Below are 19,849 nucleotides of genomic sequence, written 5' to 3' on the forward strand. Positions count from 1 at the left end.
GCGGGGTGCCAGTCGAGAATGGACCGGCATGATACCCCACAACGCGGGCCCGCCACTTGTCGGCGGTCAGCGTGCCTTGAGCTTGCGATCAATGGCGTCCATCAACTGCGCGCCGATCTGCGTGCCGTAGGCGTTGTCGATTTCGCGGATGCAGGTGGGGCTGGTCACGTTGATTTCGGTCAGGTGCTCGCCGATCACGTCCAGGCCGACGAACAACAGGCCCTTCTCGCGCAGGGTCGGGCCCACCTGGGCGGCGATCCAACGGTCGCGCTCGGTCAGCTCGCGGGCCTCGCCACGACCGCCGGCGGCCAGGTTGCCGCGGGTTTCGCCGCTGGCCGGGATGCGCGCCAGGCAGTACGGCACCGGCTCGCCGTCGATCATCAGGATGCGCTTGTCGCCGTCCTTGATCGCCGGCAGGTAGGCCTGGGCCATGATCTGCTGGGTGCCCAGGGCGGTCAGGGTCTCGAGGATCACCGACAGGTTGGGGTCGCCCACGCGGTGGCGGAAGATCGAGGTGCCGCCCATGCCGTCCAGCGGCTTGAGGATCACGTCGCCGTGCTTGGCGGCGAATTCGCGGATGATGTCCGGGCGCCGGCTCACCAGGGTTGGCGGCGTGCACTGCGGGAACAGCGTGGCGAACAGCTTCTCGTTGCAGTCGCGCAGGCTCTGCGGACGGTTGACCACCAGCACCCCGGCGGCCTCGGCCTGCTCCAGCAGGTAGGTGCTGTAGACGAACTCCATGTCGAAGGGCGGGTCCTTGCGCATCAGGATCACGTCCAGCTCGCTCAGCGCGGCGTCGGTCTCGGCCTCCAGCTCGAACCAGTGCTCGGGGTCGGCGAACACCTTGAGCGGGCGCATGCGGGCACGGGCCACGCCTTCGCTCTGGTACAGGTCGTGCTGCTCCATGTAGAACAGCGACCAGCCACGGGCCTGGGCGGCCAGCAACATGGCCAGCGAGCTGTCCTTCTTGTAGGAGATCTGCGCGATGGGGTCCATGACAATCCCGAGGCGAACGCTCATGGGGTATTTCCTCTCGGCGGCGTGCTGCCGCAGTGGCTCGAATTGAAGTGCGTCAGGGTGGCGCCCGGCGGGCTGGCGGTCAAGGGGAAACGTCAGCCGGCAGGCATCGGCGCTGGGCGCGGCGAGGCTCGATGGAATGCACCCCCAGAGTGTGCTAAAAAGGCCTGGCACGTGGCCTGCAAGGCCCTTCCAGGCGATGGTAGAGCAATTATGGTACAGCCCGACACGGCGTTGAAGGTGATGGTGATCGATGACTCCAAGACGATTCGCAGCACTGCCGAAAAGCTGCTGGGCGAAGCCGGTTGCGAAGTCGTCACCGCGGTCGACGGTTTCGACGCCCTGGGCAAGATCGTCGACCACACCCCGGGGATCATCTTCGTCGATGTGCTGATGCCGCGCCTCGATGGCTACCAGACCTGCCTGCTGATCAAGCAGAACAGCGCGTTCAAGGACATCCCGGTGATCATGTTGTCGTCGCGCGACGGCCTGTTCGACAAGGCGCTCAGCCGCCAGGTGGGCTCTGATCAATTTCTGACCAAACCTTTCAGCAAGGAAGAACTGCTGGATGCGATCCGCGCCCATGTGCCGGGTTTCGCCGCAGAAGAACAACCCGCACCCTGACGCCGCCGCCCTCCTGGCCGCGGCGTCATGCCTTTATTGGGGAACAGCATGGCCCGAGTTCTGATCGTCGACGATTCGCCGACCGAAATGTACAAACTGACCGGAATGCTCGAAAAGCACGGGCACCAGGTGCTCAAGGCCGAGAACGGCGCCGATGGCGTGGCCCTGGCCCGCCAGGAAAAGCCCGATGCGGTGCTGATGGACATCGTGATGCCCGGCATGAACGGCTTCCAGGCGACCCGTCAGTTGAGCAAGGACGACGTCACCAAGGGCATCCCGGTGATCATCGTCACCACCAAGGACCAGGAAACCGACAAGGTCTGGGGCCAGCGCCAGGGCGCCAGCGACTACCTGACCAAGCCGGTGGATGAAGACACCCTGATCCAGGTCCTGAACAAAGTTCTCAAGGCTTGACCACGCGGCGCATGGGCGAATCGCTGACCGCCTTCGAGCTGTTGCTCGAAATCGACCGGCGCTGTCGCCTGCTGGCGGCCGACCTGCCATTGCAGGAAACCCGCCTGCAGACCTGGAGCGGCATCGGCTTTCGCATGGCCGAGCACTGGTTCGTGGCGCCCATGGGCGAGGTCGCCGAAGTGCTGCAGGAACCCCGGCTCAGCCGCATTCCCGGGGTCAAGCCGTGGGTGGCGGGGGTGGCCAACCTGCGCGGGCGGCTGTTGCCGGTGATGGACCTGTGCGGTTTTCTCGGCCTGGGCTTGTCGGTGGTGCGCAAGCAGCGGCGGGTGCTGGTGCTGGACCACGAGGAGCTGTTCGCCGGGCTGCTGGTGGACGAAGTGGTGGGCCTGCAGCACTTTGCCCTGCACGGCCTGGAGCTGTCGCCGCCGGCGCCGCTGCTGCCGGCTGCGGCCCCCTTCGTGCAGGGGCACTTTCAGCGCGAGCACTGCTGGGGCATTTTCAGCCCCTTCGCCCTGGCCCAGGCGCCAGGCTTTCTCGATGTGGCGTTGTAAAGGGATGCCAGACCTGTGACCAAGTTCAAGACCCGCCCCTCGGTACAAGGCTCGCGCAGCAGCGCGCAGATCGCCGCACTGTTCATCGTGCTGATCCTGTCGATCATTCTGCTGTTCGCCAACTTCGCCTACCTCAATACCCAGGCCAACTACGACAAGCAGTACATCGGCCATGCCGGCGAGCTGCGCGTGCTGTCCCAGCGCATCGCCAAGAACGCCACCGAGGCCGCCGCCGGCAAGGCCGTGGCGTTCAAGCTGCTCAACGATGCGCGCAACGATTTCGAACAGCGCTGGGGTTACCTGAAAAAAGGCGACCCGGCCACCGGCCTGCCGTCGGCCCCGGTGGCGGTACGCGGCGAGATGGATGCGGTGCAACGCGACTGGGAGAGCCTGCGCAAGAGCACCGACGCGATCCTGGCCAGCGAGCAGACCGTGCTGTCGCTGCACCAGGTGGCCGCGACCCTGGCCGAGACCGTGCCGCAGTTGCAGGTCGAGTACGAAAAGGTGGTGGAGATCCTGCTGCAAAGTGGCGCCCCCGCCAGCCAGGTGGCGGTGGCCCAGCGCCAATCGCTGCTGGCCGAGCGCATCCTGGGCTCGGTCAACACCGTGCTGGCCGGCGACGACACCGCGGTGCAGGCCGCCGATGCCTTCGGCCGCGATGCCAGCCGCTTCGGCCAGGTGCTCGACGGCATGCTCGGCGGCGCGCCGTCGATCCAGGTCACCCGCGTCCAGGACCCGGATGCCCGTGCGCGCCTGGCCGAGATCGCCGAGCTGTTCCAGTTTGTCGCAGGCTCCGTCGACGAGATTCTTGAAACCTCGCCCGAGCTGTTTCGCGTGCGCGAAGCGGCCGGCAGCATCTTCAGCCTGTCGCAGACATTGCTCGACGAAGCCTCGCACCTGGCCAACGGCTTCGAGAACCTGGCCTCCGGCCGCACCCTGGATACCGTCGGCGGCTACGTGCTGGGCCTGCTGGCGCTGGCCTCGATCATCCTGATCGGGCTGGTGATGGTGCGCGAAACCAATCGCCAGCTCAGCGAAACCGCCGAAACCAACGAACGCAACCAGCAGGCGATCATGCGCCTGCTCAACGAGATCCAGGAACTGGCCGACGGCAACCTGACTGTCACCGCTTCGGTCACCGAGGACTTCACCGGGGCCATCGCCGACTCCATCAACTATTCCATCGACCAGTTGCGCGACCTGGTGGCGACCATCAACCTCAGCGCCGAGGAAGTCGCCAGCGCGGTGCAGGAGACCCAGACCACCGCACACCTGCTGGCGAAGGCCTCCGAGCACCAGGCCCAGCAGATCACCGATGCATCGATTGCGGTGGGCGACATGGCCGAGTCCATCGACCGGGTGTCGGGGCACGCCTACGAGTCGGCCAAGGTGGCCGAGCGCTCGGTGGCCATTGCCAACAAGGGCAACGAGGTGGTGCACAACACCATCAACGGCATGGACAACATCCGCGAGCAGATCCAGGACACTGCCAAGCGCATCAAGCGCCTGGGCGAGTCGTCCCAGGAAATCGGCGACATCGTCAGCCTGATCGACGACATTGCCGACCAGACCAACATCCTCGCCCTCAACGCGGCGATCCAGGCGTCGATGGCCGGCGAGGCCGGGCGCGGCTTTGCGGTGGTGGCCGACGAGGTGCAGCGCCTGGCCGAGCGCTCATCCTCGGCCACGCGCCAGATCGAGGCGCTGGTGCGCGCGATCCAGGCCGACACCAACGAGGCGGTCATCTCCATGGAGCAGACCACCGCCGAAGTGGTGCGCGGGGCGCGTCTGGCGCAGGATGCCGGGGTGGCGCTGGCCGAAATCGAGGGTGTATCGCAGACCCTGGCCGAACTGATCCACAGCATTTCCGATGCCGCGCAGTTGCAGACCTCTTCGGCCGGGCAGATCTCCCACACCATGGCGGTGATCCAGCAGATCACCTCGCAGACCTCGTCCGGCTCGACCGCCACCGCCGAGAGCATCGGCAACCTGGCGCGCATGGCCAGCGAGATGCGCCGTTCGGTGTCGGGCTTCACCTTGCCGCCAACCACGGAGCCGCGCTGACCGGCGCGTGGGACTTTATGGCTACTAAAGTGCGTATCGCCGAGCGCCACGACAAGGTGGCCCTGGCCTGGGTCAAGGGCCCCATCGACGACTGCCTGGCCCAGGCCCGCCAGGCGTTGGAGCAGTTTGCCGGCGACGCTGGCGACAGCCAGGTGCTGGAGCGTTTCGACGCGCCGCTGCGCCAGGTGCGCGGCTGCCTGCAGATGCTCGAGCTGGAAGGTGCGGCCTTGCTGACCCGTGAAATGCAGCAGCTGGCCCAGGCCCTGGGCGAAGGCCGCGTGGCCTCTCGCGGTGACGCGCTGGGCGCGTTGTTCAGGGCGCTGGAGCAGTTGCCGCAGTACCTGCAACGCCTGCGCGGCGCCCGGCACGAGCTGCCGTTGCTGGTGCTGCCACTGCTCAACCCGTTGCGTGCCGCGCGTGGCGCGCCGGCGCTGGCCCAGGCCAGCCTGCCGGGCGAGCAGACCGTCGCCGAGCCCGCTGCGGGGCTAGGCCTGAGCCTCGGCGCGCTGCGTGACCCGCTCGAGGCGGTGCCGGGGCGCGATGCGATGCGTTCGGTGGTGCTGGCAGTGCGCGAAGACCTGGTGCGCATCAAGGAGCAACTGGACCTGTTCGTGCGCAGCGACCGCCAGCAGGTCGAGGCGCTGGCCCCGCTGCTGGCGCCGTTGCGCCAGATCGCCGATACCCTGGCGGTGCTCGGCTTCGGCCAGCCGCGCCGGGTGATCATCGACCAGGTGGCGGTGCTTCAGGCCCTGGCCCAGGGCCAGCGGGTGCCCGAGGATGCGCTGCTGATGGATGTTGCCGGGGCGCTGCTGTATGTCGAGGCGACCCTGGGCGGCATGGTGGGCTCGATCGAGTCGGTCAGCCAGGCCAGCGTACCCGGCACCGACCTGGACGACATTCGCCGACTGGTGCTGGACGAGGCCCACGGCGTGCTGCTGCAGGCCAAGGACCTGATCGCCGATTGCCTGGAGGCCGGCTGGGATCGCCTGCGCCTGCAACCGCTACCGGGGCTGTTCACGCAGATCCGCGGGGCGCTGGCGATGCTCATGCTGCCCCGGGCGGCGGCGCTGGTGCGGCGCTGCCATGATTACGTCGAGACCCACCTGCTGTACGCCGAGCGGCTGCCGGACAACGCCGCGCTCGATCACCTGGCCGATGCCCTGTGCAGCCTGGAACTGTACCTGCAATGGCGCGCCATCGACCCCCAGGCCGACCTGGACGAATGGCTCGAGCGCACCCAGCTGGCCCTGACCGCACTGGGGTTCCCGAGCCTGCCGCCGGCCCCGTCGGCACCCGCGCCTGCGCCCGAGATGCACGAGGCACCGCTGGACGACGAGCTGCGCGAGGTGTTCCTGGAGGAAGCCGAGGAGGTGCTGCAGCAGTTGCAACAGCACTGGGCGATATGGCGGGGCAACCCGGCGGCACGTGACGCGCTGGTGGAAATGCGCCGCGCCTTCCACACCCTCAAGGGCAGCGGCCGCATGGTGCGCGCCCAGGTGCTGGCCGAGCTTGCCTGGGCCGCCGAGCACCTGCTCAACCGCATGCTCGAAGGCCGCGTCGAAGCCAGCGGCGATGTGCTGGCCGGGCTCGAGCAGAGCATTGCGCTGCTGACGCCGTTGCTGGATGAATTCGCCCAGGCCCAGGCTCTGCCCCATGCCGAGGTCGAGCGCCTGGCCACGCGCCTGCATGCGCTGGCGATGAACGACCCGCTGGGCGTCACAGCCCCGGAGCCGGCCTTCGACCCGCGCCTGCTGGAGATCTTCCGCAACGAGGCGCAGACCCACCTGGCCAGTGTCGACGAGTTTCTGCAGGCCGCCGAGGCGCAGTTGCCGGTGCCGGTCAGCGACAGCCTGCAACGGGCGCTGCATACCCTCAAGGGCAGCGCCGCGATGGCCGGGGTGGTGCCGATCGCCGAGCTGGCCAGCGCACTGGACCTGCTGGCCCGCGAATTCAAGGCCCACCAGCTGGGCCTGGACCTTGACGAGCTGTACCTGCTGCAGATGGCCGAACCGCTGCTGCGCCGGGGCCTGGCACAGCTCGACAGCACCCCGCTGGCACCCATCGGCGGTGCCCGGACCCTCATCGAACAGATCGACCAGGTGGTTGCTGCGCGCCTGCAGGCACTGCGCGATGCGCCGAGCCAGGGCCTGCGGGTCAAGCGCGACCCGCAACTGATCGCCAGCTTCCTGGCCCAGGGCATGGACATCCTGCTGGACGCCGAAACCCTGTTGCAACGCTGGCAGGAGCACCCCGGCGAGCGCCAGGAGCTGACTGCGCTGCTGGATGAACTGACCACCCTGGGGCAGAGCGCGCACCTGGCCGACCTGTGGCAGGTGGACGAACTGTGCGAGGCGCTGCTGGACCTGTACGGCGCGGTGGAGGAGAGCAGCCTGGCGGTCAGCGAGCGCTTCTTCGGCGAGGCGCAACGGGCCCATGAAGCCCTGATCGACATGCTCGACCAGATTGCCGCCGGCCAGGAAGTGGACCCGCAACCGCAACGCCTGCACGCATTGCGCGAGCTGCTCGAGCAAGGCCTGGCGCCGGATGCCATGGGCCTGGTGCACAGCCAGGGCGAGCAGCCCGGACAGATCGCCGAACTGGGCGATGCCACCCGCGCGCTGCAACGCCAGGCGCACGACAGCGAGGTGGTCGAGCTGTTTCTGGAAGAAGCCCGCGACATCCTCGAAGGGGCCGACCAGGCCCTGGCGCGCTGGGCCGGCGACCCCGACAACGGCTCGGCGCTGTCGTCGCTGCAGCGCGACCTGCAGACCCTCAAGGGTGGCGCACAGCTGGCGCAGGTGGGGGCGGTCGAGGTGCTGGCCCAGGAGCTGGAGTTGCTCTACGAAGGCCTGGTCGATCGCCGTTACCAGCCCGGCAACCTGTTGCCGGGCCTGCTGCGTGAAAGCCATGCGTTGCTCGGGCGTCTGCTCGAGCAGGTGCAGCAGGGACAGGCAACGGAGCTGGTGGTGGAACAGCTGGCAGCCCTGCGCGAGTTCCGTCACACCGCACCGGCACCCGAGCCCCAAGGCAAGCCGGCGGAGCCCCAGCGTCACGAGGGCGACAAGGAACTGCTGGAGATCTTTCTCGAGGAAGGCTTCGACATCGCCGAAAGTGCCGGTGCCGCGCTGCTGCGCTGGCAGGCCGACCCGCGCAACGGGGTGGAGGTGGAGAACCTGCTGCGCGACCTGCACACCCTCAAGGGCGGTGCGCGCATGGTCGAGATCGCGCCCATCGGCGACCTGGCCCATGAACTCGAATTCCTCTATGAACACCTGGCGGCCGGGCAGCTGCAACCCAGCCCGGCGCTGTTCAGCCTGCTGCAGAACTGCCATGACCGCCTGGCGCACATGCTCGATGCGGTGCGCCTGCACCAGCCGCTGCACGCCGCCACGGCGCTGATCGACTATATCCGCAATTTCAGCAGTGCTGCCCTGAGCGACACCGCCGCCGCGACGCCCGGCGCCGAGGTGGCCCCGGTGGAAGTGGCGGCGCCGAGCCCGGAGCGTGCCCCGGCCGACATGGTCAAGGTAACGGCCGAGCTGCTCGACGACCTGGGCAACCTGGCGGGCGAGAACTCGATCATTCGCGGGCGCATCGAACAGCAGGTGAACGATGCACAGGTGGCCCTGGGCGAGATGGAAACCACGCTCGAGCGCATGCGCGACCAGCTGCGCCGGCTCGATACCGAGACCCAGGGGCGCATCCTCAGCCGCCAGCAGAGCGAAGGCGAGGCGCTGGGCTATGACGACTTCGACCCGTTGGAAATGGACCGTCATTCACAGTTGCAGCAGCTGTCGCGGGCCCTGTTCGAGTCGGCCTCCGATCTGCTGGACCTGAAGGAAACCCTGGCCGTGCGTGCCCATGACGCCTACAGCCTGCTGCAACAGCAGGCGCGGGTGAACAGCGAGTTGCAGGAAGGCCTGACGCGCACCCGCATGGTGCCGTTCGAGCGCCTGGTGCCGCGCCTGCAGCGGGTGGTGCGCCAGGTTGCCAGCGAGCTGGGCAAGCAGGTCGAGCTGGTGGTGGGCAATGCCGAGGGCGAGCTGGACCGCAGTGTGCTCGAACGCATGGTGGCGCCGCTGGAACACATGCTGCGCAACGCCGTCGACCACGGCATGGAAAACCGTGCGGCGCGCCTGGCGGCGGGCAAGCCGGAGCAGGGCACCATCGCCCTCAACCTGCTGCACGAAGGCGCCGATATCGTCATCGAAATGACCGACGATGGCGCCGGCGTGCCGCTGGAGGCGGTGCGGCAAAAGGCGATCAAGCGCGGCCTGCTGGACCCGGCCACCGAACTGAGCGACCACGAGGTGATGCAGTTCATCCTGCGGCCCGGGTTCTCCACTGCGGAGAAGATCACCCAGATTTCCGGGCGTGGCCTGGGCATGGACGTGGTGCACGAAGAGGTCAAGCAACTGGGCGGCTCGATGGTGATCAACTCGGTGCCGGGCAAGGGGGCGCGTTTTCTGATTCGCCTGCCGTTCACCGTGTCGGTCAATCGCGCACTGATGGTGAACTACGGCGAAGAACAGTACGCGGTGCCGCTGAACACCATCGAGGGCGTGGTCCGTGTACCGCCGGCCGAGCTCGAGGCCTGCTACCAGCTGGACCCGCCGTGCTACCGCTACGCCGGCCACCGTTATGAGCTGCGCTACCTCGGCGAACTGCTGCAGGGCGAGGTGCAGCCGCGCCTGCTGGGGCAGAGCCTGCCGCTGCCGGTACTGCTGGTGCAGGCCCACGACCAGCAGTTCGCCGTGCAGGTGGACAGCCTGGCGGCCAGCCGTGAAATCGTGGTCAAGAGCCTTGGCCCGCAGTTTGCCGCAGTGCACGGGCTGGCCGGGGCGACCCTGCTGGGCGATGGCCGCGTGGTACTGATTCTCGACCTGCTGGCGCAACTGCGTGCGCTGCACCTGCAGTTGTCCAAGGTGGCCCAGGGCGCCGCACGCCTGCGCCTGGAGCACCCTGGCAATGCCGCCGCACGTCCATTGCTGGTGCTGGTGGTGGACGATTCGGTCACGGTGCGCAAGGTGACCGGGCGCCTGCTGGAGCGCCATGGCATGAACGTGCTGACGGCCAAGGATGGGGTCGATGCCATGAGTGTGCTGGCCGAACACCGTCCCGACATCCTGCTGCTGGACATCGAGATGCCACGCATGGACGGCTTCGAGGTGGCCACCCAGGTGCGCCAGGACCCGCACCTGAAGGACCTGCCTATCATCATGATCACCTCGCGTACCGGCCAGAAGCACCGCGACCGGGCCATGGCCATTGGCGTCAACGACTACCTGGGCAAGCCCTACCAGGAGTCGGTGCTGCTGCAGAGCATTGCCCGCTGGAGTACCCCGCATGCTTGAACAGACCCCTCGCAACAATCGGCGCAACACCCTCACCGGGCTGTTGCTGCCGTTGAGCGACCGCAGCCTGGTGCTGCCCAACGTGGCGGTGGCCGAGCTGATCGGCTACCAGCCGTGCACGCCCTTGCCGCATCAGCCGGCCTGGTTGCTGGGCTGGATCGACTGGCGCAGCCAGCGCCTGCCGCTGCTGAGCTTCGAGGCGGCCTGCGGTGGCCAGACCCAGGTTGGCGAGCGCGCGCGCATCGTGGTGCTCAATGCCCTGGGCGATACGCCGCGGCGTTTCTTCGCCCTGCTGGTGCAGGGCATACCGCGCACGTGCAAGCTCGACAGCCAGCTCAACTACGTCGATGTGCCGCTGGCGCCGCTGGAGCTGGCGGCGGTGCAGGTGGGCGAGCAGGTGGCGCGGGTACCGGACCTGCCCGGGCTGGAACAGCTGTTGCAGACGGCCGGGGCCTAGTACCAACCGCGTAATGCACTTGATGCCGGGCTTGTGTAGGGTAGAGGAGCGAATCATTCTACGGAGGGCATCAATGCATGTACCACGGTGAACGTTTCAATGCCTGGACCCACCTGGTGGGCGCGGTTCTGGCCTGCATCGGCGCGATCTGGCTGCTGGTGGTGGCCGGGATGCAGGGCGACCCCTGGAAGATCGTCAGCCTGGCCATCTACGGCTTCACGCTGATGCTGCTGTACAGCACTTCGACCCTTTATCACAGCGTGCGCGGGCGGGCGAAGGTGATCATGCGCAAGCTCGATCACCTGTCGATCTACCTGCTGATTGCCGGCAGCTATACCCCGTTCTGCCTGGTGAGCCTGCGCGGTCCGTGGGGCTGGAGCCTGTTCGGGGTGGTGTGGGGGCTGGCGGTTATCGGCATGCTGCAGGAGATCAAGCCGCGCTCCGAGGCGCGCGTGCTGTCCATCGTGATCTACGCACTGATGGGCTGGATCGTGCTGGTGGCGGTCAAACCGCTGCTGGCCAGCCTGGGTACGGCGGGGTTCGCCTGGCTGGCGGCGGGGGGCGCGCTGTACACCATCGGCATCATCTTCTTTGCCTATGACAGCCGCTTCCGCCATTGGCATGGCATCTGGCACCTGTTCGTGATTGCCGGCAGCCTGCTGCACTTTATCGCGATATTTTTCTACGTGCTTTAGGGCCCCTTCGCCGGCAAGGCCGGCTCCTGCAGTAGGAGCCGGCCTTGCCGGCGAACGCCGCGACGCGATCTAGAAGTCGCCCCACAGCTGCTGCGCCACCGCCAGCGCCACCACTGGCGCGGTTTCGGTACGCAGCACCCGCGGGCCCAGGCGCGCGGCATGGAACCCCGCCGCCTTGGCCTGCTCCACTTCTACCTCCGACAAGCCGCCTTCCGGCCCGATCAGAAACGCCAGGCTCGCGGGCCTGGCATGGCTGGTCAAGGGTTCGGCCACCGGGTGCAGCACCAGTTTCAGCGCCTCGTCTCGCGCCTTGAGCCAGTCTGCCAGCAGCACCGGCGAATGGATCGTCGGCACTGTCGAGCGCCCGCATTGTTCGCAGGCACTGATCGCCACCTGGCGCCAGTGGGCCAGGCGCTTGTCGGCACGTTCGTCCTTCAGACGCACCTCGCAGCGTTCGCTGACGATCGGGGTGATCACGCTGGCACCCAGTTCGGTGGCCTTCTGGATCGCCCAGTCCATGCGCTCGCCACGGGACAGGCCCTGGCCCAGGTGCACGTGCAGGGGGGATTCGGCCTGGCCGGGGAGGGCCTGGGCGAGCGTGACGCGCACGCTCTTCTTGCCGACCTCGAGCAGTTCGCCCAGGTATTCCTGGCCGCTGCCGTCGAACAGTTGCACCGCATCGCCCGGCGCCATGCGCAGCACGCGGCCGATGTAGTGGGCCTGGGCCTCGGGCAGGTCGTGCTCGCCCAGGCTCAGGGGGGCGTCGATGAAGAAGCGGGACAGTCTCATGGTTCTGCTCTGAATAAGATGGAGGCAGTTCGGGCGCCATCGCGGGTAAAGCCTGCTCCTGCAGGGTTACAGGTGATCCCTGTTGGAGCTGGGACCCGCGATGCTGTTTAGCCCGGATCGCGGAAATCAGGATGGAAATCGGCCGGCACCGCCACGCTCACGCTGCTGCGCGTGGCGATATCGATGCCCTCGCTGGCCACCTCGGCCAGGAAGTCGATCTGTTCGGGGGTGATCACGTACGGCGGCAGAAAGTACACCACGCTGCCCAGCGGGCGCAGCAGCGCACCACGGGTCAGGGCATGCTCGAACACCTTCAGGCCGCGCCGCTCCTGCCACGGGTAGGCGGTCTTGCTGACCTTGTCCTGCACCATCTCGATGGCCAGGGCCATGCCGGTCTGGCGCACTTCGGCCACATGCGGGTGGTCGACCAGGTGCGCGGTGGCCGTGGCCATGCGTGTGGCCAGGGCCTTGTTGGCCTCGATCACGTTGTCCTGCTCGAAGATGTCCAGGGTCGCCAGCGCCGCGGCACAGGCCAGCGGGTTGCCGGTATAGCTGTGCGAGTGCAGGAACGCGCGCAGGGTCGGGTAATCGTCGTAGAACGCGCTGTACACCTCGTCGGTGGTCAGGCACGCGGCCAGCGGCAGGTAGCCGCCGGTGAGGGCCTTGGACAGGCACAGGAAGTCGGGGCGGATGCCGGCCTGCTCGCAGGCGAACATCGTGCCGGTGCGCCCGAAGCCTACGGCGATCTCGTCGTGGATCAGGTGCACGCCGTAGCGGTCGCACGCCTCGCGCAGCAGCCTGAGGTACACCGGGTGGTACATGCGCATGCCGCCGGCGCCCTGGATCAGCGGTTCGACGATCACGGCGGCGATGCTCTGGTGGTGTTCGGCCAGGGTCTGTTCCATGGCGGCGAACATCGTGCGCGAATGGTCTTCCCAGCTCACGCCCTCGGGGCGCAGGTAGCAGTCGGGGCTGGGCACCTTGAGGGTGTCGAGCAGCAGTGCCTTGTAGGTCTCGGTGAACAGCGGAACGTCGCCCACCGACATCGCCGCGATGGTCTCGCCGTGGTAGCTGTTGCTCAGGGTGACGAAGCGCTTCTTGTCCGGCTGGCCCTTGTTGAGCCAGTAATGGAAGCTCATCTTCAGCGCCACTTCGATGCACGAGGAGCCATTGTCGGCGTAGAAGCAGCGGTTCAGGCCCTCGGGGGTGAGCTTGACCAGGCGCTCGGACAGCTCGATCACCGGCTGGTGGCTGAAGCCTGCGAGGATCACGTGTTCGAGCTGGTCGACCTGGTCCTTGATGCGCTGGTTGATCTTCGGGTTGGCGTGGCCGAACACGTTGACCCACCAGGAACTCACCGCGTCGAGGTAGCGCTTGCCTTCGAAGTCTTCGAGCCATACGCCTTCGCCACGCTTGATCGGGATCAGCGGCAGGTGCTCGTGGTCTTTCATCTGGGTGCAGGGATGCCACAGGACCTTGAGGTCACGTTCCATCCACTGTTGATTCAGGCCCATGGGCTCTCTCCTGGCGACGCGGGTTCGGGTAACCGCGCAAGCCTATGCAAAGCGCCGGGGCAGGACAACCCATAAGGCGCAAACGGTGCGGGCATTAGTGGCAGGCCCGGGCGGCCTGACGTATCCTTCACCGACGTTTTTCCCGGGGGGTTCACCCCGCATTTTCCGCCTTTGATCCGGAGTTCGCCGAATGTCTGCTGGTTGGCTGCGCGCCTGCGCGCTGGTAATGATAGGGCTGTTCAGCGCGGGCGCCCTCGCGGCTGCCAAGCAGCCGACGGCCATCGTGGTCGGTGGCGGCCTGGCAGGCCTCACCGCCGCCTACGAACTGCAAAACAAGGGCTGGCAGGTGACCCTGCTGGAAGCCAAGCCGGGCATGGGCGGGCGTTCGGGCCTGGCCACCAGCGAGTGGATCGGCAACAGCAAGGCCCAGCCGACCCTCAACCGCTACCTCGACACCTTCAAGCTGGCCACCCTGCCGGCGCCGGAGTTCGTGCGCGTACCGAGCTACCTGATCGATGGCGAGTACTTCAGCGCCGCAGACCTGGCCACCAAGCAGCCGGCCACCGCCGAGGCACTCAAGCGCTACGAGAAGACCCTCGACGACCTGGCGCGCTCGATCAGCGACCCTGAAAACCCGGCGGCCAACAGCACCCTGTTCGCCCTCGACCAGCTCAACGTTTCCGGCTGGCTGGACAAGCTGCAACTGCCACCGACCGCGCGCCAGTTGGTCAACCAGCAGATCCGTACCCGCTATGACGAGCCTTCGCGCCTGTCATTGCTGTATTTCGCGCAGCAGACCCGCGTGTACCGCGATGTGAGCGATCGCGACCTGCGCGCCGCCCGTCTGCCCGGCGGCAGCCCGGTGCTGGCGCAGGCTTTCGTCAAGCAACTGAAGACCATCAAGACCAGCGCACCGGTCAGCGCGATCATCCAGGACAAGGACGGCGTCACGGTCAAGGTCGGCGCGGTGGGCTACAGCGCCGACTACGTGGTGCTGGCGGTACCGTTGCGCGCCCTGGCCAAGATCCAGATGACCCCGGGCCTGGACAACCAGCACCTGGCGGCGCTCAAGGGCACCAACTACGGCTGGCGCGACCAGCTGCTGCTCAAGTTCAAGACCCCGGTCTGGGAAAGCCGTGCGCGCATGTCGGGCGAAATCTACAGCAACACCGGCCTGGGCATGCTGTGGATCGAACCGGCGCTCAAGGGTGGCGCCAACGTGGTGATCAACCTGTCCGGTGACAACGCGCGCCTGCTGCAGGCGTTCGGCGACAAGCAGATGGTCGACCAGGTGCTGATTCGCCTGCATGCGTTCTACCCGCAGGCGCGTGGCGCGTTCACCGGCTATGAAGTGCGTCGCTACAGCACCGATGCCGGCACGGGCGGTGCGTACCTCGCCTACGGGCCGGGGCAGATCAGCAAGTTCTGGCGCCTGTGGGAGCGTCCGGTGCAGCGCGTGGCGTTTGCCGGCGAACACACCGATGCGCTGTACCCCGGCACCCTGGAAGGCGCTCTGCGCAGCGGCCAGCGCGCGGCGGGCCAGGTGGTGGACATGTCCAATGGCAAGTCGTTCGACCCGGCCAAGCTGGCGCCGGTGGCGGCCGGGGCCGCAGCGGCAGCGGTGGCGGCCAAGGACAGCAAGCCTGGCTTCTTCTCGCGGTTGTTCGGTGGCGGTGACAAGCCGGTAGACAAAGCGCCGGCCAAGCCGGTTGATGCGGCGCCAGCTCCTGCGCTAGCCCCAGCCCCAGCCCCAGCCGCTGCACCTGCGCCGGCGCCAACGCCCGCTGCGGCTGCGCCAGTAGCCAGGCAGGCGCCGGCAAAGCCTGCGCCTGCTGCCAAGAAGGCCCCGGCGAAAGCCGCGCCAGCCAAGAAGCCTGCGGCCAAGGCCCAGCCGGTCAAAAAGCCTGCGGCCAAGCCGGTGGCGAAGAAGCCGGCCACAGCGACCCAGGCCAAGGCGCAGTGATGCGTTGAACCCTTCGCCGGCAAGGCCGGCTCCTACAGGTGCAGCACAAGCCCGTAGGAACCGGCCTTGCCGGCGAAGGGGCCACCTCAATTCCTTCCTGCCGAGTTAATGTTTCCTTAACCTGTTCGTCTCACACTAAAGATCATGTTTCTCGATCGTTCAAAGCAAAATTTTCCGCTTTAATTCGATAGATAACCGGTTAGTCTTGGGCACAGTTCTTACAGGGAAACACGGCAATGCAACTGCGCAATTCTCCTTCTCGCTATGGCGTGGTCAGTATCGTCCTGCACTGGGGCGTGGCCCTGGCGGTCTTCGGCCTGTTCGGCCTGGGGCTGTGGATGGTCGGCCTGGACTACTACAGTGCGTGGCGCAAAACGGCACCCGACCTGCACAAGAGTATCGGCCTGACCCTGCTGGCGATCATGCTCGGTCGCGTGCTGTGGCGCTTCATCAGCCCGCCACCACCGGCCCCGGCCAACCACGGCCCGCTTACCCGCTTCGCCGCCAAGGCCGGCCACGGCCTGCTGTACGTGGGCCTGTTCGGGGTGATGATCACCGGCTACCTGATCTCCACCGCCGACGGCGTGGGCATTCCGGTGTTCGGCCTGTTCGAGGTGCCGGCACTGGTCAGCGACCTGCCCAACCAGGCGGATGTCGCCGGGGAAATCCATTTCTACCTGGCCTGGGGGTTGGTGATCTTCGCCGGCCTGCATGGCCTGGCCGCCCTCAAGCACCACTTTATCGACCGTGACGCGACCCTCACCCGCATGCTGGGCCGCAAAGCTTGATGTTCAACCTCAACTCCAAAGGAATAGAAGTAATGTTGAAAAAGACTTTTGCCGCTCTGGCGCTCGGTACCGCCCTGTTCACCGCTGGCCAGGCCATGGCTGCCGACTACAAGATCGACAAGGAAGGCCAGCACGCCTTCATCGACTGGAAAGTCAGCCACCTGGGCTACAGCTTCATCCACGGCACCTTCAAGGACTGGGACGGTACCTTCAGCTGGGATTCCGCCAAGCCGCAGGACAGCAAGATCTCGGTAGACGTGAAGACCGCCAGCCTGTGGTCCAACCACGCCGAGCGTGACAAGCACATCGCCAGCAAGGACTTCCTGGACGTTTCGAAATTCGCCGACGCCAAGTTCGTCTCCACCGCCGTCAAGCCCACTGGCGACAAGACTGCCGACGTGACCGGCGACCTGACCTTCCACGGCGTGACCAAGCCAGTGACCTTCAAGGCCACCTTCAACGGTGAAGGCAAGGACCCATGGGGCGGCGAGCGCGCCGGTTTCAACGCCACCACCACCCTGGACCTGAAAGACTTCGGCATCAAGCTGCCTGGCGACGTGGCACAGACCGCCCAGCTGGACATCTCGCTGGAAGGCGTCAAGCAGAAGTAATTGCCTGGCCTGTAAACAAGAACGCCGCCCCTAGGGGCGGCGTTTTTGTGTGCGCAGTGGCGGGATCAGCGGTTGCGCGTCAGCAGCGCAGGCTTCTCGCCACGTGGGCGGCTTGGCAGCTGCTCGAGCTGTTCGGCGGTCGGAAACCGGTCGATCTTGGATTCCTTGTGCACGATCTTGGGCTGCGACTGGCCGTCACGCGGGTTGCGCACTGCCGGTTCCTGCGACGACTGGTCGTCACGGGCCGGGCGACGGTTGCGGTTGTTGCTGCCGTCGCGGCGCGCCTGGCCATCGCGACCACCGCCACCGCTGCGTGCACCACCGCGCTTCTCGCCATTGCTGCCGGCGCCACCGCTACGTGCACCACCACCGGTGTTGCTGCGTGGCTGGCCACCGCGGGGTGCGCCGGTGCCGGTACCGGCGGCTGCCGGTGCGCCCGGGCGACGGTTGCGGCCCTGGCCGCCCTTGTTCTGGTACGGGCTGACGTAGTCGGCACGGTTGCCGAAGTTGTCCACTTCGTCGTCCAGGAAGGCTTCAGGGTCACGGTCGGCCGGGATTTTCGGAACTACTGCTGCCTGACCCGAGGGTGCCTGGCGGGTTTTGCTGTTTTCACGGGGCTTGCGCTCTTGGCGCCCGCCGGCGGCCTTCTCAGTGGCTCTGTCGCCTGCGGGCTTATCCTTTTCCTGGCCTTTGTCCTTGCCCTTGTCCTTGCGCCCGCCGGCATTGCTGCCGTCGGCACGCTGGCCACGGCCACCGCGCGGGTTCATCTGCGGACGTTCACGGGCTTCGGGTTTTTCGGCTTCGACCGTCGAGGCATCGAAGCCCATCAGGTCGCCGTCCTGGATTTTCTGGCGGGTGACGCGCTCGATGCTCTTGAGCAGCTTCTCTTCGTCCGGCGCCACCAGCGAGATGGCCTCGCCGGAACGGCCCGCACGGCCGGTACGGCCGATACGGTGCACGTAGTCTTCCTCGACGTTGGGCAGCTCGAAGTTGACCACGTGGGGCAACTGGTCGATGTCCAGGCCGCGGGCGGCGATGTCGGTGGCGACCATGATGCGCACGGTGCCGGCCTTGAAGTCGGCCAGGGCCTTGGTGCGCGCATTCTGGCTCTTGTTGCCGTGAATCGCCGCGGCAGTCAGGCCGTGCTTCTCGAGGTACTCGGCCAGGCGGTTGGCGCCGTGCTTGGTACGTGTGAAGACCAGCACCTGCTCCCAGGCACCCTGGGTGATCAGGTGGGCCAGCAGGGCACGCTTGTGGCTGGCGGGCAGACGGTACACACGCTGCTCGATACGCTCGACCGTGGTATTGGGCGGCGTGACCTCGATGCGCTCGGGGTTGTGCAGCAGCTTGTCGGCCAGGTTGGTGATGTCTTTGGAGAAGGTCGCCGAGAACAGCAGGTTCTGGCGCTTGGCAGGCAAGCGTGCGAGGACCTTCTTCACGTCATGGATGAAGCCCATGTCGAGCATGCGGTCGGCTTCGTCGAGCACCAGGATCTCAACGTGGCTCAGGTCGACGCTGCCCTGGCCGGCGAGGTCCAGCAGACGGCCGGGGCAGGCCACCAGCACGTCGACGCCGCGGGACATGGCCTGCACCTGCGGGTTCATGCCGACACCGCCGAAGATGCAGGCGCTGACGAACTTGAGGTCGCGGGCGTAGATCTTGAAGCTGTCGTGGACCTGGGCGGCGAGTTCGCGGGTGGGGGTCAGCACCAGTACCCGCGGCTGGCGTGGGCCATGGCGCTGGGACTTGTCGGGGTGGCCACCTGGAAACAGGCGTTCGAGAATCGGCAGTGCAAAGCCACCGGTTTTACCAGTACCTGTCTGCGCCGCGACCATCAGGTCGCGACCTTGCAACACGGCGGGAATGGCCCGCTGTTGCACCGGCGTAGGCTGGGTATAGCCCGCTGCCTCGATAGCGCGGACTAGAGCCTCGGAGAGACCGAGGGAAGCAAAGGACATGAGTAATCCTGTTCTAGTGGGGGCTAAGCCCTATGGGAAGTTCGTGCCTGGCGCGACGGGCATCAGGTGATGCTATCGCGTCCGGTCCTGCTGGGCCTTCAATGCGCATCCGGGGTGCGGCGGGCGGGCTCTGGGCGCGCTGTCCTGCCGATCGGGATGCCTTTTGCAAGGCCGAGCGTCCGGGCGTAAGCCTGGCGGGGTTGGCGGAGTATAACAGAGCAATCAGTGCGTGCTGCGTTCCTGCTGCTCAACGGTTTGCGGAATATTCACCTCGGCGCCTGCGTAGCGTGCGTTCAGCTCGGCATAGGCCGGCTCCTGCTTGAAGCGGCGCAGCTCGGCGGCGAAGCGTTGCGCCAGCAGGTCCATGCCGGCATTGCGGCGTACTGCCAGGAACTGGGGCTGGCGGTCGATCACCAGCCCCAGTTCACTGACCTGTTGCTCCAGGCCCAGGCTCTTGATCACATGCCGGCCAACCCGGCGATCGGTGACCAGCAGGTCGATGCGACCCAGTTGCAGCTTGCCCAGGTTGGCTTCCAGGGTAGGTGCCGGCTCGCGCTTGAAGTCGGGTGAATCGGCAAACGCCGGGCCGTAGGTATAGCCGGGCGCGGTGCCCACGGTCAGCCCCTTGAGGTCTTCCAGGTGCCTGATGGCGTGGGGCCGGGCGTTGGCCTGGAACAGCACGAACTCCACGTGCGACAGCGGTTCGCTGGGGTAGAACAGCTGGGCGTCGCGCTGCTCGGTCTTGAAGATGTCGAGCACGCCGTCGGCCAGCCCCTGTTCGACCATCGCCAGGCAGCGCTTCCATGGCAGGAACTGCCATTGCACCTCGATGCCCAGGCGCTTGAACACCTCGGCGGTGACCTCGTAGTCGATGCCCTTGGCCTCTCCGTTTTCCTGGTACACATAGGGCGGCCAGGGGTCGGTGACGATGCGCAGCCTCTCGCCATGAGCCAGGGTACTCAGGCAGGCGAGAAACAGGGCGGCGAACAGTCGGTAAAGATCGGGCATGGCTGGAGAGTACGATGGCTGCTCGAGAATGGCCAGCGCGCC

At 66.8% G+C, this 19,849-nt stretch carries 15 protein-coding genes; 10 read left to right on the top strand and 5 right to left on the bottom strand.

Annotated elements, in window-relative coordinates:
• Positions 1–66: 66 nt before the first annotated feature.
• Positions 67–1,020, bottom strand: coding sequence for a glutathione synthase (gene gshB, locus N0B28_RS01830; protein WP_043862142.1), 954 nt, complete (start codon positions 1,018–1,020; stop codon positions 67–69).
• A gap of 210 nt (positions 1,021–1,230) precedes the next feature.
• Here gshB and pilG point away from each other — a divergent pair, with 210 nt between their 5' ends.
• From pilG to N0B28_RS01865, 7 genes are all read left to right on the top strand, one after another.
• Positions 1,231–1,641 carry a twitching motility response regulator PilG gene (gene pilG / locus N0B28_RS01835; RefSeq protein ID WP_043862141.1) on the top strand — a complete coding sequence of 137 codons (411 nt, stop codon included), beginning with the start codon at positions 1,231–1,233 and terminating at the stop codon, positions 1,639–1,641.
• A 48-nt stretch (positions 1,642–1,689) separates the two neighbouring features.
• Positions 1,690–2,055, top strand: a complete 366-nt coding sequence (gene pilH / locus N0B28_RS01840; protein WP_043862140.1) for a twitching motility response regulator PilH — start codon at positions 1,690–1,692, stop codon at positions 2,053–2,055.
• Entirely contained in the window at positions 2,052–2,606 is a 555-nt protein-coding gene (locus N0B28_RS01845) for a chemotaxis protein CheW (protein ID WP_078479846.1), read from the top strand. Before pilH ends, N0B28_RS01845 begins: the two co-directional genes overlap by 4 nt.
• A gap of 15 nt (positions 2,607–2,621) precedes the next feature.
• Positions 2,622–4,670, top strand: coding sequence for a methyl-accepting chemotaxis protein (locus N0B28_RS01850; RefSeq protein WP_043862138.1), 2,049 nt, complete (start codon positions 2,622–2,624; stop codon positions 4,668–4,670).
• A 35-nt stretch (positions 4,671–4,705) separates the two neighbouring features.
• Positions 4,706–10,024: an Hpt domain-containing protein gene (locus N0B28_RS01855; protein ID WP_275732026.1), complete on the top strand. Its 5,319-nt coding sequence runs from the start codon at positions 4,706–4,708 to the stop codon at positions 10,022–10,024.
• Complete coding sequence (locus tag N0B28_RS01860; RefSeq protein WP_043862137.1) at positions 10,017–10,481, top strand: chemotaxis protein CheW; 465 nt, start codon at positions 10,017–10,019, stop codon at positions 10,479–10,481. Before N0B28_RS01855 ends, N0B28_RS01860 begins: the two co-directional genes overlap by 8 nt.
• Positions 10,482–10,558: 77 nt before the next feature.
• A complete protein-coding gene (locus tag N0B28_RS01865) occupies positions 10,559–11,176 on the top strand; it encodes a hemolysin III family protein (protein WP_043862136.1) in 618 nt (205 codons plus the stop codon).
• Between the two features lie 69 nt (positions 11,177–11,245).
• Here N0B28_RS01865 and N0B28_RS01870 read toward each other — a convergent pair whose 3' ends face one another.
• Together N0B28_RS01870 and N0B28_RS01875 are read right to left on the bottom strand one after the other, a co-directional pair.
• Positions 11,246–11,965, bottom strand: a complete 720-nt coding sequence (locus tag N0B28_RS01870) for a 16S rRNA (uracil(1498)-N(3))-methyltransferase (protein ID WP_043859631.1) — start codon at positions 11,963–11,965, stop codon at positions 11,246–11,248.
• Between the two features lie 107 nt (positions 11,966–12,072).
• Complete coding sequence (locus N0B28_RS01875) at positions 12,073–13,479, bottom strand: adenosylmethionine--8-amino-7-oxononanoate transaminase (protein ID WP_078479848.1); 1,407 nt, start codon at positions 13,477–13,479, stop codon at positions 12,073–12,075.
• 190 nt (positions 13,480–13,669) lie between these two features.
• Here N0B28_RS01875 and N0B28_RS01880 point away from each other — a divergent pair, with 190 nt between their 5' ends.
• The 3 genes from N0B28_RS01880 (at position 13,670) to N0B28_RS01890 (ending at position 16,841) form a co-directional block, all read left to right on the top strand.
• The gene (locus N0B28_RS01880; protein ID WP_275730064.1) at positions 13,670–15,442 is read left to right on the top strand and encodes a flavin monoamine oxidase family protein; all 1,773 of its coding nucleotides are present in this window, start codon (positions 13,670–13,672) and stop codon (positions 15,440–15,442) included.
• A gap of 236 nt (positions 15,443–15,678) precedes the next feature.
• Positions 15,679–16,230 carry a cytochrome b gene (locus tag N0B28_RS01885; protein WP_043863618.1) on the top strand — a complete coding sequence of 184 codons (552 nt, stop codon included), beginning with the start codon at positions 15,679–15,681 and terminating at the stop codon, positions 16,228–16,230.
• Positions 16,231–16,262: 32 nt separating this feature from the next.
• Positions 16,263–16,841: a YceI family protein gene (locus N0B28_RS01890; protein ID WP_043863617.1), complete on the top strand. Its 579-nt coding sequence runs from the start codon at positions 16,263–16,265 to the stop codon at positions 16,839–16,841.
• Positions 16,842–16,906: 65 nt separating this feature from the next.
• Here the strand turns inward: N0B28_RS01890 and N0B28_RS01895 are convergent, their stop codons facing one another.
• On the bottom strand, positions 16,907–18,799 hold the full coding sequence (locus tag N0B28_RS01895; protein ID WP_275730067.1) for a DEAD/DEAH box helicase: 1,893 nt from the start codon (positions 18,797–18,799) through the stop codon (positions 16,907–16,909).
• 222 nt (positions 18,800–19,021) lie between these two features.
• On the bottom strand, positions 19,022–19,807 hold the full coding sequence (locus tag N0B28_RS01900; protein WP_043863615.1) for a transporter substrate-binding domain-containing protein: 786 nt from the start codon (positions 19,805–19,807) through the stop codon (positions 19,022–19,024).
• Positions 19,808–19,849 lie beyond the last annotated feature (42 nt).

This window comes from Pseudomonas sp. SD17-1 (assembly GCF_029201585.1).
In the GTDB taxonomy this organism is placed as follows: domain Bacteria; phylum Pseudomonadota; class Gammaproteobacteria; order Pseudomonadales; family Pseudomonadaceae; genus Aquipseudomonas; species Aquipseudomonas palmensis.